Source organism: Chitinophaga alhagiae (assembly GCF_003568665.1).
Lineage (GTDB): Bacteria > Bacteroidota > Bacteroidia > Chitinophagales > Chitinophagaceae > Chitinophaga > Chitinophaga alhagiae.
Map to the genome: position 1 here is coordinate 1,012,284 of NZ_QXMH01000002.1, position 18,684 is coordinate 1,030,967.

Sequence of the window (18,684 nt, forward strand, 5' to 3'; positions counted from 1 at the left end):
CGGCTGAAAAAGCTGCATGGCCTTGAAGCTGAAGTAAGTGATGTTGATGTTGAGTACCTCCCGGAAGGGGATCATGAGCAGGTCTCCGGAAATGTGCGTGGCCCTGCTGGTTTCGGAAGAGTAAAAGCAGGGTCAGCACGAAAGCCCCGATAGCTAAATTCATGGAAGGTTAACATTTATATAAACAATGGATGCAAGCGGTCAATCAAACTCAGGCGCCGGTGACCTTACAACTGATATCCGCATGGCAGGGCGGCTGGCGGTGGCAGGAACATCTACCCATATTTCCTGCCGCATGGCAACCGCGTAAGGGTTGTTCAGGATGGCCGTAAGCACGGCATCTGCCGCTACATCGTCTCTCAGGAATTGTTTTCCGAGTTCGCTGATCGCAGGTCTCATAAATAGTTGGTTTTAATGCAACACAATTTACAGCAAAACCCCTTTCCTCCCAAAAGATTTTCTCACACTCAACCTGCAAACATCAGCACTCCGGCAAACTGATAGGAATGTTCACGGCCAGCCCTCCGTCTGATGTTTCCTTGTACTTGGAGTTCATGTCCAGCGCGGTGTCCCACATGGTTTTCACCACTGCGTCCAGCGATACTTTTGCCAGTTCGGGGTTGCTTTGCAACGCGAGCTGCGAGGCGGTAATGGCTTTGATGGCGCCCATGGTGTTCCTTTCAATGCAGGGCACCTGCACCAGGCCGCCAATGGGGTCGCAGGTGAGGCCGAGGTGGTGTTCCATGGCTATTTCAGCGGCCATGAGCACTTGCCTTTGCGAACCGCCGAGGCATTCTGTGAGCGCTGCCGCGGCCATGGCGGAAGATACGCCTATTTCCGCCTGGCAGCCGCCCATGGCGGCGGAGATGGTAGCGCGTTTTTTGAAGATGCTGCCTATTTCTGAAGCGGTGAGTATGAACTGCAATATTTTATCCCGGTGCAGGCCATCGCAGAAGGCAATGTAGTATTGCAATACAGCGGGTATCACGCCCGCGGCCCCATTGGTGGGCGCTGTTACCACGCGGCCGAAGGAGGCGTTCTCCTCATTCACGGCCAGGGCAAAACAGCTCACCCAGTCAAGCGTATAGGAAAAATGGCTGCCGCCCGCGCGGATGGCCGCTATCCACGAGTTATAGTCTGTGTATGTTCTTCCCTGCAACAGTTTTTTGTTGAGCGCCGCCGCCCTGCGGCCTACGTGGAGGCCTCCCGGCAGCTCGCCGGTGGTGTGGCAGCCGCGGTAAGTGCATTCCTGCATCACCTGCCATATCTTCATCACGCCTTCCCGCGTTTCCGCTTCACTTCTCCATGCCTGTTCATTTTCCATCACCAGCTCGGAAATGGAATACCCTGTTTTCATGCACCATTGCAGCAGCTGCCTGGCGGTGTCAATGGGGAAGGGCAGTTCCACGCCGCCGTCGGCGCCGCCGGTTTCGCCTTCTTTCACCACAAAGCCGCCGCCAACAGAGTAATAGGTGGCTGCCAGCTGCTCTCCGTCTGCCAGCGTTACCAAAAAGGTAAGGGCATTGGGATGGAAGGGGAGGGATGCTTCGAAAAGAAATTCAATGTCTTCCACGGGGTCGAACGTAAGGGTATGCGTACCGTGCAGCTGCAGGGTGCGGTAGCGGCGGATGTGATCTATTTTGGAATGGATCTGGCTAACGTCAAACGTAACAGGGTCATCTCCGGAAAGGCCCAGCTGCACGGCAATGTCTGTACCGTGGCCGTGGCCTGTTTTGGCCAGGGAGCCGTACAGCAGCACTTTCACCTGCCGCACCTGCGCCAGCTTGCCGGCGGCCTGCAGCTCATCGCAAAAGCGCATGGCGGCGCGCCAGGGGCCAAGGGTGTGAGAGCTGGAAGGGCCTACGCCTATCTTGAAAATGTCAAATACGGAAATGCACTCGTTTGGCACAATTGATACGTGTTTAATTTTCAAAGGTAAGCGTTCCGCGGCAGATGCAAAAAACAAGGGCCGGCACAAAGGCCGGCCCGGGTATAAGGAAGGGTGTTTCAATAATCTACGGTTTGTCCCACCACAGTTTGCCGTACAGCCCGTCTCCCGCGCCGCCGAACTGCCGGGTCACGGCTTCGTTGTAATTGTCGCGGTTGTTGAATACTTCATCTGACGGGTAGCCCTGGCGGGTGGGGATGTCTTTGCCCTGCGGCTTGTGCAGTACGGGGAAGCCCGTTCTTCTCCATTCCGCCCAGGCCTCATACCCGTGCATGAACAGGTGTACCCAGCGCTGCGTGGCAATCTGTTCCATGCCGTTGGCGGGCACATAGGTGATGCCGGGTTTGGCATAGAAAGCGGGGTAGCTGGCGGAGTCTCCCGTCCACTGGTAAATAGATTCCCGGATGGCGGCCTTGTAACTGGCTTCCGCTTCGGCTTCGCCGCCGCCGGTCCAGCCGCGTTTGGCGGCTTCCGCTATGGCAAAAAGGGCCTGTGCGTAGGTGACCAGGTATACTTTGGCATCTTGCCGGCGTACCTCGGCGCCCAGGAGGGAGTAAGCAGTGGTGCTCAGCCCGTCCTGCTTGCCAAATTCCAGCCCAACGTACTCGCCGCCGGAGTTTTTGTCGCCATACACGGGCAGGCGCGGATCGTCCACGGGTTTCATTTTATCTACCAGGGTGAGGCTGAGGGCCCACCATTTGCGGTTCTGGTCCGAGACCTGATCGTACCAGAAACTTTCATTGGCCTGTTCGGCCAGGTGCTGGAAGGTGAGGTTATCTGCCGTGCCCGTCATGATGCCGGCGGCCAGGGCGGCGTTAAATTCCGTTTTGGCCTTTTCCGGCGCCACTTCGGAGAGGCGGAGCGCCATCAGCAGGCGGATGGTGTTGGCCAGCTTTTTCCATTTGGCGATGTTGCCCTTGTAAATGATATCGTTGCTGATGTTGCCGGCCACTATCATGTTGCTGGCATCGGTCAGCTCTGCGAACAGGCTGTTGTAAAGCTGCTCCTGCGGGTCATACACGGGCGTAAAATCGCTCTTCCCCTGTAGGGCGGCGGAGTAGGGCACATCTCCCCAGCGGTCTGTAACATGCCAGAAATAATAGGCCTTCAGTATTTTGGCCACGGCCTGCTGGTTGGCGCCGGGCCCTTCTGCCGGGTTGTACACTTTGGCGCGCAGCACGGAGTCCAGGTTCATGAGCGGCCCCTGGTAAATGCCGTAAAAGCTGGCGCTCACCTGGTTGAAGAGGGAGAGGTTGGGATACTGCGTTTCTGACAGGTATTGCGCAAAGTATTCGCCCTGCGGCGATTCTGCCAGCACCGGCAGGTACAGCTGCGAGTTGGCTATCAGTTGCGTATTGGAGGCCTGTGAGGGCAGGTTCGGGTTCACGTTCAGATCGCCAAATTTGTTACACGCCCCAAGCACCATGCACGTTATTGCTATTATCGGGAGTATTTTCATTGGAGTAGTTTTAGAAGTTGACAGTAAGGTTTGCGCCAAATGAACGGACGGTGTTGGATTGGCCGGACTCAAACCAGCTGATGGCCTGGCTGCCGCTGGAAAGCTCCGTGGGGTCAAGCCCTTTGGGGGCTTTCTGCCACAGCATGGCGGGGTTGCGGGCAATCAGCGCAATGTTGACGCGGGAGAAGGGCAGCTTGCCGAGGCTGGCCTTGTTGAGGGTATACCCCAGCCGTATTTCGCGCAGCTTTATATAATCCGCCCCGTACAGCCATTCTTCATATACATGGGTGCCCAGCGTGGTGCGGTAGTAGGTGCGCGCGTCTACAAATGCCGTTACCGGTTCTTTGGAAACGGAGGAAATGCCGGTCACCTTTACACCGCCGCCGTCTGCCACGGGGTCCCGCACGTTCTTACCGTTCTCGTTGGTAGCGGCGGTTTCAGCGGCCATGCCCGTTTTGGCGGCCAGCATTTTGGAGCGGCTGAAGAACATGCCGCCAAACTGGTAGTCTATCATCACGCCCAGGTCAAAGTTGCCGAGCTGGAACATGTTCTGGAAACCGCCGGTAACATCCGGCAGCACGCTGCCGAAGTTGTGCGTTTCAGACGTGTAGAGCGGCTGGTTGTTGGCGCCCAGCAATATTTGCCCGGTAGCGGAATCCCGCTGGTAGGCCTTGCCAATGAGGCTGCCGAAGGGCTGGCCCTTGTAGGCGTTCAGGTAAGAGGTAACCTGGCTGTAAGTGGTGGAGTACAGCGGGTACACATCCTGCCCGGGCCCCAGTTCCACTACCATGCTGCGGTTCCTGTTCAGGTTGAAGATGGTGTTCCAGCTAAAGTTCTTGCCGCGTATGGGCGTAGCCGTTAGGGTCAGTTCTATCCCTTTGTTCTCTATCAGCCCCGCGTTGATGGTGGTACGCGCATAGCCGCTGGTGCCGGAAAGGCCCAGGGGGATGATCTGGTTCTTGTTCTTCTGGATGTAATAGGTGAACCCGGCGCCCAGCCTGCCGTCAAAGAACTTCAGGTCTATGCCTGCTTCGTAGGAGTGGGCAAAGGAGGGTTTGATCTCCTGGTTCACGAGATCGTCCAGCACATAGAGGGAGTTGGTTTGCGAATTGGCGTCTTTATAAAAACCGCCTACGCCGTAGTTCAGCGAGGTTTCGTACACGCCCAGGTCGGAGCCGGCCTGCGCATAGCTGAGGCGCAGCTTGCCGAAGGAGAGCGGTTTCCATTGCATGACCTCGCTGAAAATGAAGCTGCCTGAAATGGAGGGGTACCAGTAGGAGTTGTTCTCGGCGGGCAGCGCGGAAGAATTGTCGTTCCGCAGCGAGGCGTCTACAAAATACGTGTTCCTGTAACCGAAAGAGGCCATGCCGTAGCCGCTCCTGATCTGCTTGCGCAGCAGGTAAGAGTTGCTCAGCGGCCGGTCTATGGAGGCGGCCAGGTTGTAGAAACCCGGACTGGAAAGACCGCCCTGCGTGGCGCCGGTCACATAGCTGTAGCGGCGGTTGTAAATGTTGCCGCCCAGGTTGGCGTTGAAGGAGAAATCGTCCCAGTTCTTGTTATACTGCGCCAGGAACTCGTAGTTCATTTCCCGGTTCTGGTACTTGCCGGTGGAATATTGCGGTACGCGCCTGCCGCCGTATGCAATGCGGCTTTCGATGTTCTGGGTATACATATCGCCGCGTACAAAACCGCTCAGTTTCAGTTCCGGCAATATTTTCCAGGTGAGGCCCACGTCCCCGAAAAAACGGTCGCGGCTGTCATTGCTGGTATTTTCGAAAGCGTCAAAGTAGGGATTGTCCCAGTAGAGGGCGCTGAAGTCTGTCAGTTCGCCGCTGCTGCCGGAAGCGGGCGGGTCCAGGTTCCAGTGTTTAACGGTACCGTCTGCATAACGGTAGTCCCGCATGCGTTTCATGTCCAGGTTGCGCTGGAACCATTGCACAATATAGCGCGCGCCCCATTCGGAGCCCTGGGAGGGCCTCTGGGCGCTGTTGTTGGCGTAGTTGATGTTGGTGGCTACCGTCCATTTGGGAGAAAGGTCCAGCGCGGCGCTCACGCCCAGGTTGTTCCTCTTCAGCCAGGTATTAGGCTCTATGCCGCCAATGCTGGTGTTGTTGTAGCTGACGCGGAAGGTGGAGTTTTCGCTGCCGCCGGCTACGGTAATGCCGTTGTTGAAGTTATGCCCGGTCTGGTAAAAATCCTTGATGTTGTTGGGGTGCGGTACAAAGGGCGTTTCTTTGCCGTACTCGGGGTCTTGCGGGTAAAAGCTGAACACCTGGCGTACGGGCGTGCCGTCCATTTTGGGCCCCCAGCTTTCATCATAGTCCAGCTGCACAAATTTCTGGCCGTTGGAAAGGGTGCGCCATGTTTGGGTGGAACCGGCGCCGTAGAGGTTTTGCAGTTCCAGGAAGTTGCCGGCCTTTTCAACGGAATAGGCGCTGTTGAGCTGTACTTCCACTTTTTTGGCGCCGCGCCTGCCTTTTTTGGTGGTGATCATGATCACCCCGTATTGCCCGCGGATGCCGTAGAGAGCGGATGCTGCAGGGCCTTTGAGCACGTTGATGGTCTCAATGTCTTCCGGGTTCACATCTTGCCCCAGGTTGCCGAAGTCCGCCCGGTCGCTGCCGGCAAAGTTGGCGTTGGAGATGGGCGTGCCGTCTACCACAATGAGGGGCTGGTCCCCGCCTGAAATGGAGTTGACGCCGCGGATCTTTATTTTCTGGGTGCCGCCCATGCTGGAGCCGGAAGCGCCTACTACCTGCACGCCGGCAATTTTGCCGGCCAGGGAGCCGAGTACGTTCTGTTCTTTGGTGAGCGTGAGGTTGCTGCCGTCTACCTGTTGCGTGGCATAACCGAGGGAGCGCTGGTTGCGGTTGATGCCGAGGGCGGTCACCACTACTTCACTGAGGTCTTTGCCGCCTTCTGCCAGCTCAAAGTGGAGGGTGGCGGTGGCATTGTCCTGCACGTCAACGGTTTTCACCAGGGCGTCAAAACCCACGGCGGAGGCCTGCAGCTGGTGGCTGCCTGCCTTGAGGCCGGTAAGGGTAAATTCTCCGTTCGCATCGGCCACTGTGCCTTTGGTGGTGCCTACTACGGTAATGGTGGCAAACGGCACGGGGGCGCCGCTGCGGTCCCTTACCACGCCTTTTACATGGCCGTCATACACGGCCGCGCCGCTGAAGCCGGGCGCGGCATGCGGGGTTGCGGCGGGCAGGGGCATGCCGCTGAAGGTCTTTTTAATGATGATATTGGCTTCTACCTGCTCGTACCGCAGGTCTGTAGATTTCAACAGGTCGTCCAGCACCAGGGCCAGCGGTTTTTCTACCGCCTGGTACGTGATGTTGGAGTAGGCCGCCACGTCTGCGGTCTTATAGGTAAAGGAAAGTTTGCCGAGATGCTCTATTTTCCGGAGGGCCTGCTTCAGGCTGGCGTTCTTAAGCTCTATGGACACGGGTTTGCGCAGGTCCTGGCCGGTTCCGTTGCCGGCCATCAAAAGCCCGTTGATCGTTAGCAATGCGGCCAGAATGGATATTCTCATAAATAACCGTTTGGTTTTACAGCATAGCAGCGGATGGCCATGCAGTTTTGCATACAAATTCATAGCTTTGATAAGTTTTAATGATTCTGAAACAGGGATTATTAATTACAAACAGAGCCGCAACCTGCTGCAACAGGGAGCGGCTCTTTCACAACCCTTTATCCGTAAGCGGATTTTCGGTACGTATTCATACAATAGATTTTGGTTGACGGTTAGATTGCTACTAACTATTGAATAATGTATATGCCTTCCGACCGGAGCAATTGTTTGTCTGTTAACCTGCAGAGCACTTCCAGCGCTTTTTCCGCACCTACGTTCCGCCTGAAGGAAGTGGATATCCTGATCTGCTCTATGCCCGGTTCCATGATCCGGATGTTGACGTTATATACCCGTTCCAGGTCTTTCACAATATCTTCCATGGTCTCGTTGTCATAGGCCAGGTTGCCCTGTTTCCATGGCGCGGCCTCTGTAATGGCCGTTTTTATGGCGGCGGGAACGGTCTCTTCCGGGCGGTCTACTTTCAGCTGCTGGCCGCCGGTGAGGGTAGCGGCCTGCTGGTGGCCGTAGTTGACGCTCACCTTGCCCCTGTTCACGGATACGATAATGTTTTTCAGGCCCGGGTACGCCTTGATATTAAAAGCGGTGCCCAATACGGTGGTAGACACGCTGCCGGTATGTATCACAAAAGGCACCTGTTCCGCGTGCTGCACGTCAAAATAGGCCTCGCCGGAAAGGTACACTTCCCGTTTGCCGCCGCTGAACTGCGCGGGGTACTCCAGCGTGCTGGCGGCGTTGAGCCATACCTGCGTACTGTCTGGCAGCAGCAGGTGCTTAAATTCCGAGCGGGCGGTATGGTTGCGGGTAAGCGGCGGGGCGGGCTGCCACCAGAGTGCCACGCCCAGCAGCAGCACGGCGGCGGCGGCCATGCTCCAGCGCAGGCCGCGCTTTGCTTTGCGCAGCACCAGCGCACCGTTGCCGTCTACATAAGGCGGCGCGGCGGGCGGTTCCTGCCCCTGCGCGGCATACAGCTCGCGCACCAGGTCCCTGAGCGCCTCATCTCCGGAAGACCGGCGCACGTATGCAAAGAACTCTTCGTACTCCTTCCTGGAGCATTTACCGGCAGTATACTGCCGGAATAAGTATTTGATCCGCTCTTCCATTTCGGGGTGCTTGTATTGGTGTACGTGGATTAGAAAAGTTGTAACCTTCAACAGGGAAGACGAAGCAAAAAGAAGATGTTCCTATTCGCCCGCAAAATATTTCAGAAAAAAGAGGGAAAGGGGGCCGGAAGTTTTGAGAATGAAGCTCCTGATAGCGTGGAGGGCGGTAGACAGTTGGTTTTTAACGGTATGCCGGGATATCCGCAGCTCTTTTGCGATCTGCTGGTAATTAAGGCCTTTCTCCCGGTTCAGCTGGTAAATGAGGCGGCGCCGGGGCGGCAGGTGGGCAATGGCTTTTTGTAGCATGTGATGGTATTCCCGGGTCACTACCAGGCTTTCCGTGGCCTGGGCGTTGGGGGAGAGGGAATGCCAGATGGCCTCCCGTAGCCGCTCGTCTGCCGCCGCCTTGCGGAGAAAGTCTATCACCTTGTTTTCCGTGAGGCGGTACAGCCAGGCTTCCATGTTGTCGATATCACGGAGCTGCGCGCGCTGTTCCCAGAGTTTCATGAACACTTCCTGGATCACGTCTCCGGCAAACAGGTCTGATCTGGTGAGTTGATGGGCCAGGGCGTACAGGCGGCCTTCATGCTGCCTGAAAATGTCTACAAAAAGCAGTTCAAGCGCTTTTTCATTGTCGGCGGTAATATGTTGGGTACGCTCTATCATTTTTTGGTTGACATCATTTTCGGGGGCAATTAAAAATAACCAAAAAAAACATCTTTGCCGCATAAAAAATGCCCGCCTTTTTGGGAGGCGGGCATTTTTTTAAAGAATATCGGTGATCAATAATAGAAGTTATGCAGGGTGATCTCGAAAACCAGCACGGAGTTGGGCGGTATGCTGCCCATGTTGGCGTTTTTATACCCCAGGCCGGAGGGGACCAGCAGCAGCACCTTGCCGCCTTTGGAAATCTTGCGGAGGCCTATTTTCCAGCCTTCTATCAGGTTTTCCAGGCGGTACTCCCCCAGGGTGGTCTTTTCTCCCGCGTCAAACTGGTTACCGTTCAGCAGGGTGCCCACGTAGGTGATGTTCATACGGTCATCCAGCGCAATGGTGTCTCCGGGCGTGCCATGTTCCATTATCTTGTAATGCAGCCCGCTGGTATCTTTCAGCGTGCCGGTAATGTTGTTCCTGGTGATGTGCTCCTGTATCAGCTGTTCGTCAATGACTGCCTGTTTCACCGGGTCGTAGGGCGGCGGGTTGTCTTTTTTCTTGCAGGCCGCAAAGATCGAAATGGCCAGGAGGCTTAACAGCCAAAAGTAGTGTCTCTTCATATGCAGATCGGATTATTTAATGTCCACAAGGGTTACGTCACAAATCAGGATGGCATTGGGGGGGATGATGTTCTGCACGCCCTGCGTGCCGAAGGCCAGGGCGGACGGGATGTACATGATGATGCGGCCGCCTTTGGTGATCTGCGGCAGGCCTATCTGCCAGCCGGCAATATGGTCTTTGAGCTTGCGCCCGTCAAAAGAGGTGGGCAGGCCCAGGGAAGATTCTATGAGCTTTTCACTGGGGAGCAGGTAACGTTTGAATACCACCACCGGTATGTTCTCGCGGCGGATGGAGTCACGGCCGTTCCCTTCTTTCACCACCTTGTAGCACAGCCCGCTGGGGTGTATCACCAGGCCGGAGTCCAGCTGCCGGGAGCGAAGGTACTCGCGGATGATGCCATTATCCCGGTAAATGGACTCTACCGCGGCATTGGCCGGCATTTCGCTCTGGTTTTTCATGCAGGAGGTGAATACCACGGCGGTACAGGCGGTCAGCAGTAAAAAATATAGCGGTCTTTTTATCATCTTGTTGCCGGAAATCACAAAAGTTCGTCAAAAATACAACAGTTAAACGGCCGGGAGGGAAATAATGTTACAAAAAAAATCCCGCCCGGGAGTGCCGGGCGGGACAGGAATATCGGATAACCGGTGGCGGACTAGTAGTCCATGCCCATACCGTGGCCGCCCGGCATAGCGGGAGCAGCGGATTTAGGTTCCGGTTTATCTGCAATCACGCATTCGGTGGTCAGCAGCATACCGGCAATGGATGCGGCGTTTTCCAGGGCAATACGTGTTACTTTGGTCGGGTCAATTACACCGGCGGCCAGCATGTTCTCATACTTTTCGGTGCGGGCGTTGAAACCGTAGTCTGCCTTGCCTTCCTTCACTTTCTGAACAACGATGGAACCTTCGATGCCGGCGTTTTCAGTGATCTGGCGCAGGGGCTCTTCAATAGCGCGTTTTACGATAGCCACACCGGTTTGTTCGTCTTCGTTCTCACCTTTCAGTTTTTCCAGGCTTTCAATAGCGCGGATGAAGGCTACGCCGCCACCGGCTACGATGCCTTCTTCAACGGCAGCGCGGGTAGCATGCAGGGCGTCGTCCACACGGTCTTTCTTCTCTTTCATTTCCACTTCAGTAGCAGCACCAACGTACAGTACGGCAACACCGCCGCTCAGTTTGGCCAGGCGCTCCTGGAGTTTCTCACGGTCGTAATCGGAAGTAGTCACTTCGATCTGTGACTTGATCTGTCCGATGCGGGCCTGGATGTCTTCTTTTGCGCCCTGGCCGCCTACGATGGTGGTATTGTCTTTATCAATGGTAACGGATTCTGCGCGGCCCAGGTAAGTGAGGTCTGCATTTTCCAGTTTGAAACCTTGTTCTTCGCTGATCACTACGCCTGCGGTGAGGGTAGCAATGTCCTGCAGCATTTCCTTCCTTCTGTCTCCAAAGCCGGGGGCTTTCACAGCCGCTATTTTCAGGGTGCCGCGCAGTTTGTTCACCACCAGGGTGGCCAGTGCTTCACCTTCCAGGTCTTCAGCAATGATCAGGAGGGGAGCGCCCTGCTGAGCTACTTTTTCCAGGATGTGCAGGATGTCCTTCATGGTGCTGATCTTCTTGTCGTAGATCAGGATGTAGGGGTTCTGCAGCTCAGCCTGCATTTTTTCGCTGTTGGTGATGAAGTAGGGGGAGAGGTAACCGCGGTCGAACTGCATACCTTCTACCACTTCTACAGTGGTTTCGGTGCCTTTAGCTTCTTCTACGGTGATTACGCCGTCTTTGGTCACTTTCTGCATTGCTTCAGCAATCAGTTTACCGATCTCGGCGTCGTTATTGGCGGAGATAGCGGCCACCTGTTCAATCTTCTTGGTGTCGCTGCCTACTTTTTCGGATTGTTTCTGCAGGTTCGCTACAACGGCTTTCACCGCTTTGTCGATACCGCGTTTCAGGTCCATCGGGTTAGCGCCGGCGGCCACGTTCTTGAGGCCTTCGCCGATGATGGACTGGGCCAGCACGGTGGCAGTGGTAGTACCGTCACCTGCAATGTCCGCAGTTTTGGAGGCTACTTCTTTCACCATTTGTGCGCCCATGTTCTCGATGGGGTCTTCCAGTTCAATTTCTTTCGCTACGGTAACACCGTCTTTTGTTACGCCGGGAGCGCCGAATTTCTTTTCGATCACCACATTGCGGCCTTTGGGGCCCAGGGTCACTTTCACAGCGTTAGCCAGGGTGTCCACGCCCTTTTTCATTTTATTGCGGGCGTCGGTATTGAAGAATATTTGTTTTGCCATAATGCTTAGTTTTTCTTTGGTCGTTTTGAGAAAAGGTGGGTGAGGCTTAGAGTACAGCCAGAATGTCTGATTCGCGCATGATCAGGTAATCGTCTCCTTCCAGGCTGATTTCGGTGCCGGAGTATTTGCCATACAATACGGTATCGCCTACTTTCACGCTAACGGGTTCGTCTTTTTTACCGGGGCCAGCCGCTACTACGGTGCCGCGTTGAGGTTTTTCCTTAGCCGTGTCCGGGATGATAATGCCGCCTGCGGTTTTTTCTTCTGCTGCTGCGGGTTTTACGATCACCCTGTCTGCGAGAGGTTTAATACTTAATTGTTTTGCCATTGTCAATCTATTTTTAAAGACTTGTTTATGTGTATTAAGGAGATAATTTGACGGAATTTCCCTTTACGAAGATTGTGCCAACCGGCTATTCGGGTCAAATTTTCAGGAACCAAAGATAATCAAATTGGTGAGGGACTGACAAGAAATGCCATTTTTTCATTTTTGGCTGTCAAAAGCCCTGTTCGTGGCAGTTTTTTTGTCTGCCGCCGGGGCAGTGGGGAAGTATTTTTTAAAAAGTCCCTGTAAAACAGTAGATTTGCGGCCATTTTCCTAAGCGTACAATGATCAGTAGAAGAAACATCCGGGTAAAAGTTATGCAAACGCTGTATGCCATGGACACCATGGAGCAGGGCGCCGTGAAACCGGGCACTGCCACGAGTTTGCTGAATGAGAAATTGGACCAGACCTGCCAGATTTTCACTTATTTGCTGTATACTATTGCCCGTGTGGCGCAGTATGCGGAAACAGACGCGCAGGCCAGGGCCTCCAAACACCTGCCCAGCGCGGAAGATCTGTCTGTCAACACCAAAATAGCCGGGAACGATTTTGTGTTCCAGGTATTGGGAGACAAAGGGTTCCAGGTGAACCTGGATACCTGGAAGCTGCGGCGGTTCGAAGACGTGGAACTGGTGCGCAAGCTGTATAACCAGCTGACGGACAGTGAGGTGTATAAAAACTACATTGCCGTGCCTTCCCGCGATAAAGCCTCCGAGAAACAGATCGTTGAATATATTTACAAAGAGGTGCTGGACAAGAGCGAGCTGTTCCGCCAGCATATGGAAGACAGTTTCCTGCACTGGGGAGACGATGAGGAGATGATGGGCATACTGGTGGGCAACTACCTGTCAAAGCCCCAACTGTTCAACTTCCTGCAGCTGATCAGCCATGAAAAGCTGGAATATGCCAGGGAACTGCTCACCACGGGCATCAACAAGAAAGATTACTGCCTGGAGCTGATCAAACCCAAATTGCAGAACTGGGACCCGGAGCGTATTGCGGCGGTAGACATGCTGCTGATGGAAATGGGGGTGTGCGAGTTCCTCTATTTTCCCACTATTCCTACAAAAGTGACCATCAATGAGTATATTGACCTGGCCAAGGCTTACAGCACGCCCCAGAGCGGGCAGTTCGTGAACGGCATACTGGACAATATCCTGAAAGACCTGCAGCAGGCCAACCTGGTGCAGAAAGTGGACCGTACCAAAAAATAATCATGTTACGTATGAAACTATTCTTATACCCGTTGGCAGCCATTGGCCTGCTGCTGGCAGCCTGCAACGGCGGCGGGGAGGGCGGCGGCAAGCAGCCGGTTTCCACCAATGCTGCGGACACCGGCAAGGTGGCTGTCATGACATTTGAGAAGGAGGTGCATGATTTCGGCAAGGTAACGCAGGGCGAAGTGGTGGAATATTCTTTCAAATTCACCAACACCGGCAACAAAGACCTGCTGATCCAGAAAGCGGAGGCCAGTTGCGGCTGCACCGTACCGGAGTGGCCCAAAGAGCCCATCAAGCCCGGGGAAAGCAGCTACATGAAGGTGAAATTTGACAGCCATGGCCGGCCGGAAGGGTATACGGAAAAGGAATTGTTCATCCAGGCCAACACCAACCCTCCGCTGGTGACCGGCCCCAGAATTCAATGCGTGATCGTTGCAAAGAAATAGGTAACTTTACGAGCTTCAAATCAACAAACTACATACGATGTACAACTTATTAAATGTTTTATTGATGACGCCGCCCCAGGGTGGTGGTCAGGGCGGTTTCGGCGGCATGGGCTCCCTGCTGTTCTTCGGCGGTATGATCCTGGTAATGTGGCTGTTCATGATCCGTCCTCAAACCAAAAAAGCCAAACAGCAAAAACAGTTTATCGACAACCTCAGAGAAGGAGATAAAGTGGTGACCATTGCGGGCATCCACGGCAAAGTAAAAAAGATCAACGAGAACAATACTTTGCAACTGGAAGTGAGCGCCGGTACCTATTTTACCATTGAGCGTTCCGCTGTAAGCATGGAATATACTACCGCGGTAAACAAAGCTGCTGAAACCAAATAAACTGTTTTCAGCTAAATGAAATAGAGAGGCGCTCCATCACCGGAGCGCCTTTTTTTATGCGTACAGATAACGCTTTTCGTACTTGTCAGAACTTGACAAAAATGAATACGTTTTTATTTTCTATATTTAGTTTTTTAACGTTAGACATGCTCATTATCGGTATCACAGGCGGCATTGGTTCCGGCAAAACCACTGTGGCCAAACTGTTTACATTGCTTGGCATCCCCGTTTACTCGGCAGACGATGCCGCTAAAGAAATCATGACCAAAGATGCGCTGCTGGTCCGGCAGATCAAAGAACACTTTGGCCCGGCATCTTATTGTGAAGATGGCAGCCTCAACCGCCAATACATTGCCAACATTGTTTTTAACGACAAAGACCAGCTGGAGAAACTCAACTCCCTGGTACACCCCGCCACCATCCGCGATTCCAAGACCTGGGCAGCGCAGCAAAATGCGCCTTATGTGATCAAGGAAGCCGCGCTCATGTTCGAAACAGAATCTTTCCACCATGTAGACAAAGTGATCATGGTGTATGCCCCGCAGGCGCTGCGCATTCACCGGGTGATGCAGCGGGACGGCGTGGAGCGGGATGCCGTGCTGGCGCGCATGCACAAGCAGCTGGATGAGAAGATCAAGCTGAAACTGGCGGACTATGTGATCTATAACGACGAGCAGCAGATGGTGATACCCCAGGTACTGGCGTTGCACAAACAATTTCTTACGCTTGCCTGAGAGCTTTATGCGCGCTGGAAGGAACGCGGGGAAAAAGGCATAACTGCGCACAAAGAGGAGGCACGTCCGCCTGCAAAAAGTACAACTACGCGGCAAACAAAAAAGCATGACCGCTGCCATAAAAAAAGGCCGGAACAACGCCCGGCCTTCTGTATCGTTTTATTGCAGCTTGCCCAGCCACTCCTTCATTCTTTTCATGCCTTCCTCAATGCGGGGCATACCGGTAGCGTAAGATATCCGGATGCACTCCGGCTGGCGGAAAGCCGCGCCGGATACCACGGTCACATTGGCCTTGTGCAGCAGGTACATGCAAAGCTCATCCGCGTTGCTGACCGTTTCTCCTTCGTAAGACCTGCCAAAAAAGGCGCTTACGTTGGGGAACATATAAAAAGCCCCGTCCGGCTCATTCACCTGCAGGCCCGGTATATTTTTCAGCGCATTGTAAATGAACGCCCTCCGTTCCCGGAAAGCGGCCACCATTTCCCGGGCCGTGTCCAGCTCGCCGCGCAGGGCCGTAATGGCGCAGCGTTGCGTAATGGAGCAGGTGGCGGAGGTGAACTGGCTTTGCACCATGTCTGCCGCTTTGGCTATTTCCAGCGGCGCGGCCAGGTAACCCAGGCGCCAGCCCGTCATGGCAAAACCCTTGCTCAGGCCGTTGATGATCACCGTTCTGTTCTTCAGCGTGCCAATAGCGGCAATGCTGGCATGCTCCCCTACATAATTGATGTATTCATAGATCTCGTCGGAAATGATGAAGACCTGCGGATGTTTTTCAAACACCGCTGCCAGGCCTTCCAGCTCCTGGCGGGAATATACGGAGCCGGTGGGGTTGCAGGGGGAAGAGAACATGAACAGCCGGGTTTTGGGCGTAATGGCGGCTTCCAGTTGTTCCGGCGTGATCTTGTAATTATTTTCAATGCCGCAGGTCACAAATTTTATGTCACCCTGGCACAGCTTCACCAGTTCCGAATAAGTAACCCAGTAGGGAGTGGGTATGATCACTTCGTCTCCCGGGTCTACCAGGCTCAGCACGGCATTGGCAATGCTTTGTTTGGCGCCGGTAGATACTACGATCTCTTCGGGGCTGTACGCCAGCCCGTTGTCCCTTTTCAGTTTATAGGCCACGGCCTGCTTGAGGTCCAGGTAACCGGCTACCGGCGTATAGTGAGTATAACCTTCGTCAATCGCTTTTTTGGCGGCCTCCCGGATGTGGGCCGGCGTATCGAAGTCCGGCTCCCCGATGCTGAGGTCTACAATGTCTATTCCCTGTGCTTTCAGCTCCCGGCTGAGTTTTGCCATTCTGATGGTCTGCGGTACGGATATCCGTGTTAATCTTTCTGCTAACTGCATGCTTGGTAGAGTTTTTTTTGGATTGACCGCGGCAAACCTACGAATTTTAATGCTATGCTGCCATGGCTTCCTGTACCCGCCGCGGGGCGCAGCGAGAGGCCGGGCGTGCCCCTCCTCGCAACAGGCAGTTGCACATCCCAAATTTTATCAACGGCAAGGTAAACGGCCAACAGCCCGGCGGCCATTATTCCCCGTTGGCAGTCACCGGGCCTTATGATGGTATTATCGGGCCTTATGATGGTATTATATTAACAATACCCCCAACCGAACCTCAAGCGAACGTGAAGCGAACGAGAAGCGAAGGAGAACCGAAGGAGAAGATTGTGAAAATAGTATCAGTTTAAACAGGGAAGGCCCGGCCAGTTGTTTGGCCGGGCCTTCCCGTTCTATATAGTTGTATTACCGGTGAGTTAGTACCTGTACCCGATAATGGCAGGTTTCCTGTCTCCGGTATCACCTTCGGTGCCGGCGTAGAAAATAGTGTACACCCCGCCGGTAACGCCCAGGTCTACTGTTTTCCTGGTCAGTTCAGTGCCGGCTGCATTTTTTACGATGATCTCGGCGGAAGAAGACGGCTCTATGGCAGTAAAGCTGTCATAGTAACCACCCATAAAGTCTTCATACATGCGGCTGGCGCTGAGTTTGGTCTCGCCAATGAAAAAGTCTACCGGGTCTGAATCTGCCACTACATTATAAAAGCGGATATTGGCTTTGGAAGTGGAGAGGTCGGAGAAATCTTCCCGGATGGTATGCATTTTAATACCATGGGTTTGCGTGCCGTGAATAAAGAAGCTGAAGAAACGGAGCGTATCCAGTGTAATGTTGGTACTGGTCAGCAGGGTATCTGAGCCAAGGCGTTTGATATCGATCTTGGCCGGGCCCGGGTTAACGGCGCCGGCGCTTTGCCTGCCAAATTCCAGCCCTTCCCCTCTCAGCAGGTCCGTGTTATCGCGCCAGAGTGTCACTTTGTAAGAAGGTGTTGCCAGGTTAGCGAAAAATGCATAACCGTTAATATCCGGCTCCACCGGTGTATTGTTTTTCAAACAGGAAGTGAGGCCTGTTACAACGGCCACGGTCATCAGCACTGCGAGAAGTCGCTTCTTTGTTGCTAGGATCATGCTCTCTTTTTTTATGAATTTAAATGTTGAGTTGCTACGGTTGTTATTCCTTGTCATATGTTACTTTAAAACGTTGCAGATCAGGTTTGTATTTTTTCACACGCTGCAGTTCCAGCTCATATATCATCCGCCCCAGTTCTCTCAGGAAAGGCTTGCCTGTGGATTCAAAATCGTATGTATCGTCTCCTATAACGCCGTCTTTATTGGCATACAGGGTGGCAGACAGCATAAATTCCACCCCTGTATCAAAATCCGCAAAATATGCCACGTCTGTCAAAAAGCCATACGCCCAGCCCGGTTTGTTGAAAATGCGCAGGCCGGGAGGAAGCTCCGTGGCCGCATCAGCGCCGCCCATCAGGTATTTCACGTAGTTCCGGTGAAATTCCGTGGTATCGTATACCGGGTGGCTGGTTTCCGCTGGCAGCTGTGACATATACCGGTATAAAAACCGGTAATCGTCTTCCTTTAAACGAAATGCCTGCCCGGATGTTACACTTTCCGGAAAAATTATGCTCCTGAGCATTTGGTGAAGGTCTTTGAGCAGCAGCCGGTTCTTGGCGGAAAAATCGAAGGGCCCTTCCACCAGCTGGTTGTTGGCGTAGTGGGCGCGGCCCACGGTATCGTGCCGGGGGGCAAACGCCAGGCGGCTGGTCACATCGGGCTGGGTGTGAACAACCGTGCCGTTTTGCTCAAAACGCACGGCATTGGTATGGCGGTTGGCTTCCTGCGGCAGCGCAATATCCAGCCGGTGGCGTATCTGGGCGGCCTCGTACCCTTTTTCCCAGAGGCCGCGGTTAATGCCTTCCTGCCCCAGGAACTCGTACAGCCGGTTAAAAGCGTCGTTGTCACTGACGAGGAATATTTTTTTAATATAATGCGCCACGGAAGGCTGCCCGTTGGCGGCCGTACTGTCTGCCATCACCGCGGGCGTGATGCCGGCCAGGCTGTCTGTGTACATGGGCGTAAATTTGTCCAGCCCCAGCCGGCCCATTTTTTCGAGGGCCAGCAGGGCGGCGGGCATCTTGACGGTGGAAGCGGGGTAGAAGTACTCTTCCGGGCGGGCGCGGTAATAATAGTCCGTGAAAACCGGGCGGTTGCGGGCATCCCGGTCTATCTGCGTGTAGATCACCTGCAGGCGGCAGCCCTCCGGATCAGCCATTACCGGACCCAGCCGGGCGGCATGGGCGCGGAGCAGGGAATCCAGCCGGCCGGGATTTTTTTTGTCCATTGCAGGAGAATTTATGGTCCGGGATGTTTGGCAGTTCGCAAAAAAAACCAATATTGCACCTGCCATTAAAAAGCGTTGCATCATAGAAGTCATTTTTGAAGGCCAAAATCCTGCTCAGAATCAGTCACATATTGGATTTTTAGCTGTTTAAATCCGGGCTTTAATATATCAATTTAAATTCTATCTTTGCAACTCTTAAAAAATTTAT

17 protein-coding genes are annotated in these 18,684 nt (G+C 54.0%); 4 read left to right on the forward strand and 13 right to left on the reverse strand.

The features are described 5' to 3' along the window. Positions 1-201: 201 nt before the first annotated feature. The 10 genes from D3A97_RS14970 to D3A97_RS15015 form a co-directional block, all read right to left on the reverse strand. The gene (locus tag D3A97_RS14970; RefSeq protein WP_119079280.1) at positions 202-399 is read right to left on the reverse strand and encodes a hypothetical protein; all 198 of its coding nucleotides are present in this window, start codon (positions 397-399) and stop codon (positions 202-204) included. A gap of 82 nt (positions 400-481) precedes the next feature. Beyond that, entirely contained in the window at positions 482-1,909 is a 1,428-nt protein-coding gene (locus tag D3A97_RS14975; RefSeq protein WP_119079586.1) for an L-serine ammonia-lyase, read from the reverse strand. Between the two features lie 106 nt (positions 1,910-2,015). After that, on the reverse strand, positions 2,016-3,407 hold the full coding sequence (locus tag D3A97_RS14980; protein WP_119079281.1) for a SusD/RagB family nutrient-binding outer membrane lipoprotein: 1,392 nt from the start codon (positions 3,405-3,407) through the stop codon (positions 2,016-2,018). Positions 3,408-3,417: 10 nt separating this feature from the next. Further along, positions 3,418-6,942: a SusC/RagA family TonB-linked outer membrane protein gene (locus D3A97_RS14985; protein WP_198674007.1), complete on the reverse strand. Its 3,525-nt coding sequence runs from the start codon at positions 6,940-6,942 to the stop codon at positions 3,418-3,420. A 227-nt stretch (positions 6,943-7,169) separates the two neighbouring features. Then, positions 7,170-8,102, reverse strand: coding sequence for a FecR family protein (locus D3A97_RS14990; RefSeq protein WP_119079282.1), 933 nt, complete (start codon positions 8,100-8,102; stop codon positions 7,170-7,172). An 81-nt stretch (positions 8,103-8,183) separates the two neighbouring features. Further along, positions 8,184-8,768, reverse strand: a complete 585-nt coding sequence (locus D3A97_RS14995; RefSeq protein ID WP_157986554.1) for an RNA polymerase sigma factor — start codon at positions 8,766-8,768, stop codon at positions 8,184-8,186. Positions 8,769-8,884: 116 nt separating this feature from the next. Further along, the gene (locus tag D3A97_RS15000) at positions 8,885-9,376 is read right to left on the reverse strand and encodes an FKBP-type peptidyl-prolyl cis-trans isomerase (protein WP_119079284.1); all 492 of its coding nucleotides are present in this window, start codon (positions 9,374-9,376) and stop codon (positions 8,885-8,887) included. Between the two features lie 12 nt (positions 9,377-9,388). Beyond that, entirely contained in the window at positions 9,389-9,901 is a 513-nt protein-coding gene (locus tag D3A97_RS15005; protein WP_157986555.1) for an FKBP-type peptidyl-prolyl cis-trans isomerase, read from the reverse strand. Positions 9,902-10,032: 131 nt separating this feature from the next. Beyond that, positions 10,033-11,667 carry a chaperonin GroEL gene (gene groL / locus D3A97_RS15010; protein WP_119079286.1) on the reverse strand — a complete coding sequence of 545 codons (1,635 nt, stop codon included), beginning with the start codon at positions 11,665-11,667 and terminating at the stop codon, positions 10,033-10,035. A gap of 46 nt (positions 11,668-11,713) precedes the next feature. Further along, positions 11,714-11,995 carry a co-chaperone GroES gene (locus tag D3A97_RS15015; protein WP_119079287.1) on the reverse strand — a complete coding sequence of 94 codons (282 nt, stop codon included), beginning with the start codon at positions 11,993-11,995 and terminating at the stop codon, positions 11,714-11,716. A 314-nt stretch (positions 11,996-12,309) separates the two neighbouring features. On the opposite strand from D3A97_RS15015, the gene nusB reads away from it, so the two are divergent. The 4 genes from nusB to coaE all read left to right on the forward strand — a co-directional run bounded on the left by nusB (position 12,310) and on the right by coaE (position 14,780). Next, complete coding sequence (nusB, locus tag D3A97_RS15020) at positions 12,310-13,206, forward strand: transcription antitermination factor NusB (protein ID WP_232825972.1); 897 nt, start codon at positions 12,310-12,312, stop codon at positions 13,204-13,206. Positions 13,207-13,217: 11 nt separating this feature from the next. After that, complete coding sequence (locus D3A97_RS15025) at positions 13,218-13,658, forward strand: DUF1573 domain-containing protein (RefSeq protein WP_157986556.1); 441 nt, start codon at positions 13,218-13,220, stop codon at positions 13,656-13,658. A 37-nt stretch (positions 13,659-13,695) separates the two neighbouring features. Further along, entirely contained in the window at positions 13,696-14,046 is a 351-nt protein-coding gene (gene yajC / locus D3A97_RS15030) for a preprotein translocase subunit YajC (RefSeq protein ID WP_119079290.1), read from the forward strand. Between the two features lie 146 nt (positions 14,047-14,192). Next, complete coding sequence (coaE, locus tag D3A97_RS15035; RefSeq protein WP_119079291.1) at positions 14,193-14,780, forward strand: dephospho-CoA kinase; 588 nt, start codon at positions 14,193-14,195, stop codon at positions 14,778-14,780. A gap of 159 nt (positions 14,781-14,939) precedes the next feature. On the opposite strand, the gene D3A97_RS15040 is transcribed toward coaE, so the two are convergent. The 3 genes from D3A97_RS15040 to D3A97_RS15055 all read right to left on the reverse strand — a co-directional run bounded on the left by D3A97_RS15040 (position 14,940) and on the right by D3A97_RS15055 (position 18,476). Beyond that, positions 14,940-16,130 carry a pyridoxal phosphate-dependent aminotransferase gene (locus tag D3A97_RS15040; RefSeq protein ID WP_119079292.1) on the reverse strand — a complete coding sequence of 397 codons (1,191 nt, stop codon included), beginning with the start codon at positions 16,128-16,130 and terminating at the stop codon, positions 14,940-14,942. 410 nt (positions 16,131-16,540) lie between these two features. Then, positions 16,541-17,248 carry a DUF4397 domain-containing protein gene (locus D3A97_RS15050; RefSeq protein WP_157986557.1) on the reverse strand — a complete coding sequence of 236 codons (708 nt, stop codon included), beginning with the start codon at positions 17,246-17,248 and terminating at the stop codon, positions 16,541-16,543. A 43-nt stretch (positions 17,249-17,291) separates the two neighbouring features. Further along, positions 17,292-18,476, reverse strand: a complete 1,185-nt coding sequence (locus D3A97_RS15055; protein WP_157986558.1) for a serine hydrolase — start codon at positions 18,474-18,476, stop codon at positions 17,292-17,294. Between the last annotated feature and the right edge of the window lie 208 nt (positions 18,477-18,684).

What these genes read in the sequence shown, in the direction of transcription:
- D3A97_RS15005 (WP_157986555.1), bottom strand. Translation starts at nt 9,901, where the DNA reads ATGATAAAAAGACCGCTATATTTTTTACTGCTGACCGCCTGTACCGCC.
- D3A97_RS15000 (WP_119079284.1), bottom strand. Translation starts at nt 9,376, where the DNA reads ATGAAGAGACACTACTTTTGGCTGTTAAGCCTCCTGGCCATTTCGATC.
- D3A97_RS14990 (WP_119079282.1), bottom strand. Translation starts at nt 8,102, where the DNA reads ATGGAAGAGCGGATCAAATACTTATTCCGGCAGTATACTGCCGGTAAA.
- D3A97_RS14980 (WP_119079281.1), bottom strand. Translation starts at nt 3,407, where the DNA reads ATGAAAATACTCCCGATAATAGCAATAACGTGCATGGTGCTTGGGGCG.
- D3A97_RS14970 (WP_119079280.1), bottom strand. Translation starts at nt 399, where the DNA reads ATGAGACCTGCGATCAGCGAACTCGGAAAACAATTCCTGAGAGACGAT.
- nusB (WP_232825972.1), top strand. Translation starts at nt 12,310, where the DNA reads ATGCAAACGCTGTATGCCATGGACACCATGGAGCAGGGCGCCGTGAAA.
- groL (WP_119079286.1), bottom strand. Translation starts at nt 11,667, where the DNA reads ATGGCAAAACAAATATTCTTCAATACCGACGCCCGCAATAAAATGAAA.
- D3A97_RS15015 (WP_119079287.1), bottom strand. Translation starts at nt 11,995, where the DNA reads ATGGCAAAACAATTAAGTATTAAACCTCTCGCAGACAGGGTGATCGTA.
- D3A97_RS15050 (WP_157986557.1), bottom strand. Translation starts at nt 17,248, where the DNA reads ATGATCCTAGCAACAAAGAAGCGACTTCTCGCAGTGCTGATGACCGTG.
- yajC (WP_119079290.1), top strand. Translation starts at nt 13,696, where the DNA reads ATGTACAACTTATTAAATGTTTTATTGATGACGCCGCCCCAGGGTGGT.
- coaE (WP_119079291.1), top strand. Translation starts at nt 14,193, where the DNA reads ATGCTCATTATCGGTATCACAGGCGGCATTGGTTCCGGCAAAACCACT.
- D3A97_RS15055 (WP_157986558.1), bottom strand. Translation starts at nt 18,476, where the DNA reads ATGGACAAAAAAAATCCCGGCCGGCTGGATTCCCTGCTCCGCGCCCAT.
- D3A97_RS14995 (WP_157986554.1), bottom strand. Translation starts at nt 8,768, where the DNA reads ATGATAGAGCGTACCCAACATATTACCGCCGACAATGAAAAAGCGCTT.
- D3A97_RS15025 (WP_157986556.1), top strand. Translation starts at nt 13,218, where the DNA reads ATGAAACTATTCTTATACCCGTTGGCAGCCATTGGCCTGCTGCTGGCA.
- D3A97_RS14985 (WP_198674007.1), bottom strand. Translation starts at nt 6,942, where the DNA reads ATGAGAATATCCATTCTGGCCGCATTGCTAACGATCAACGGGCTTTTG.
- D3A97_RS15040 (WP_119079292.1), bottom strand. Translation starts at nt 16,130, where the DNA reads ATGCAGTTAGCAGAAAGATTAACACGGATATCCGTACCGCAGACCATC.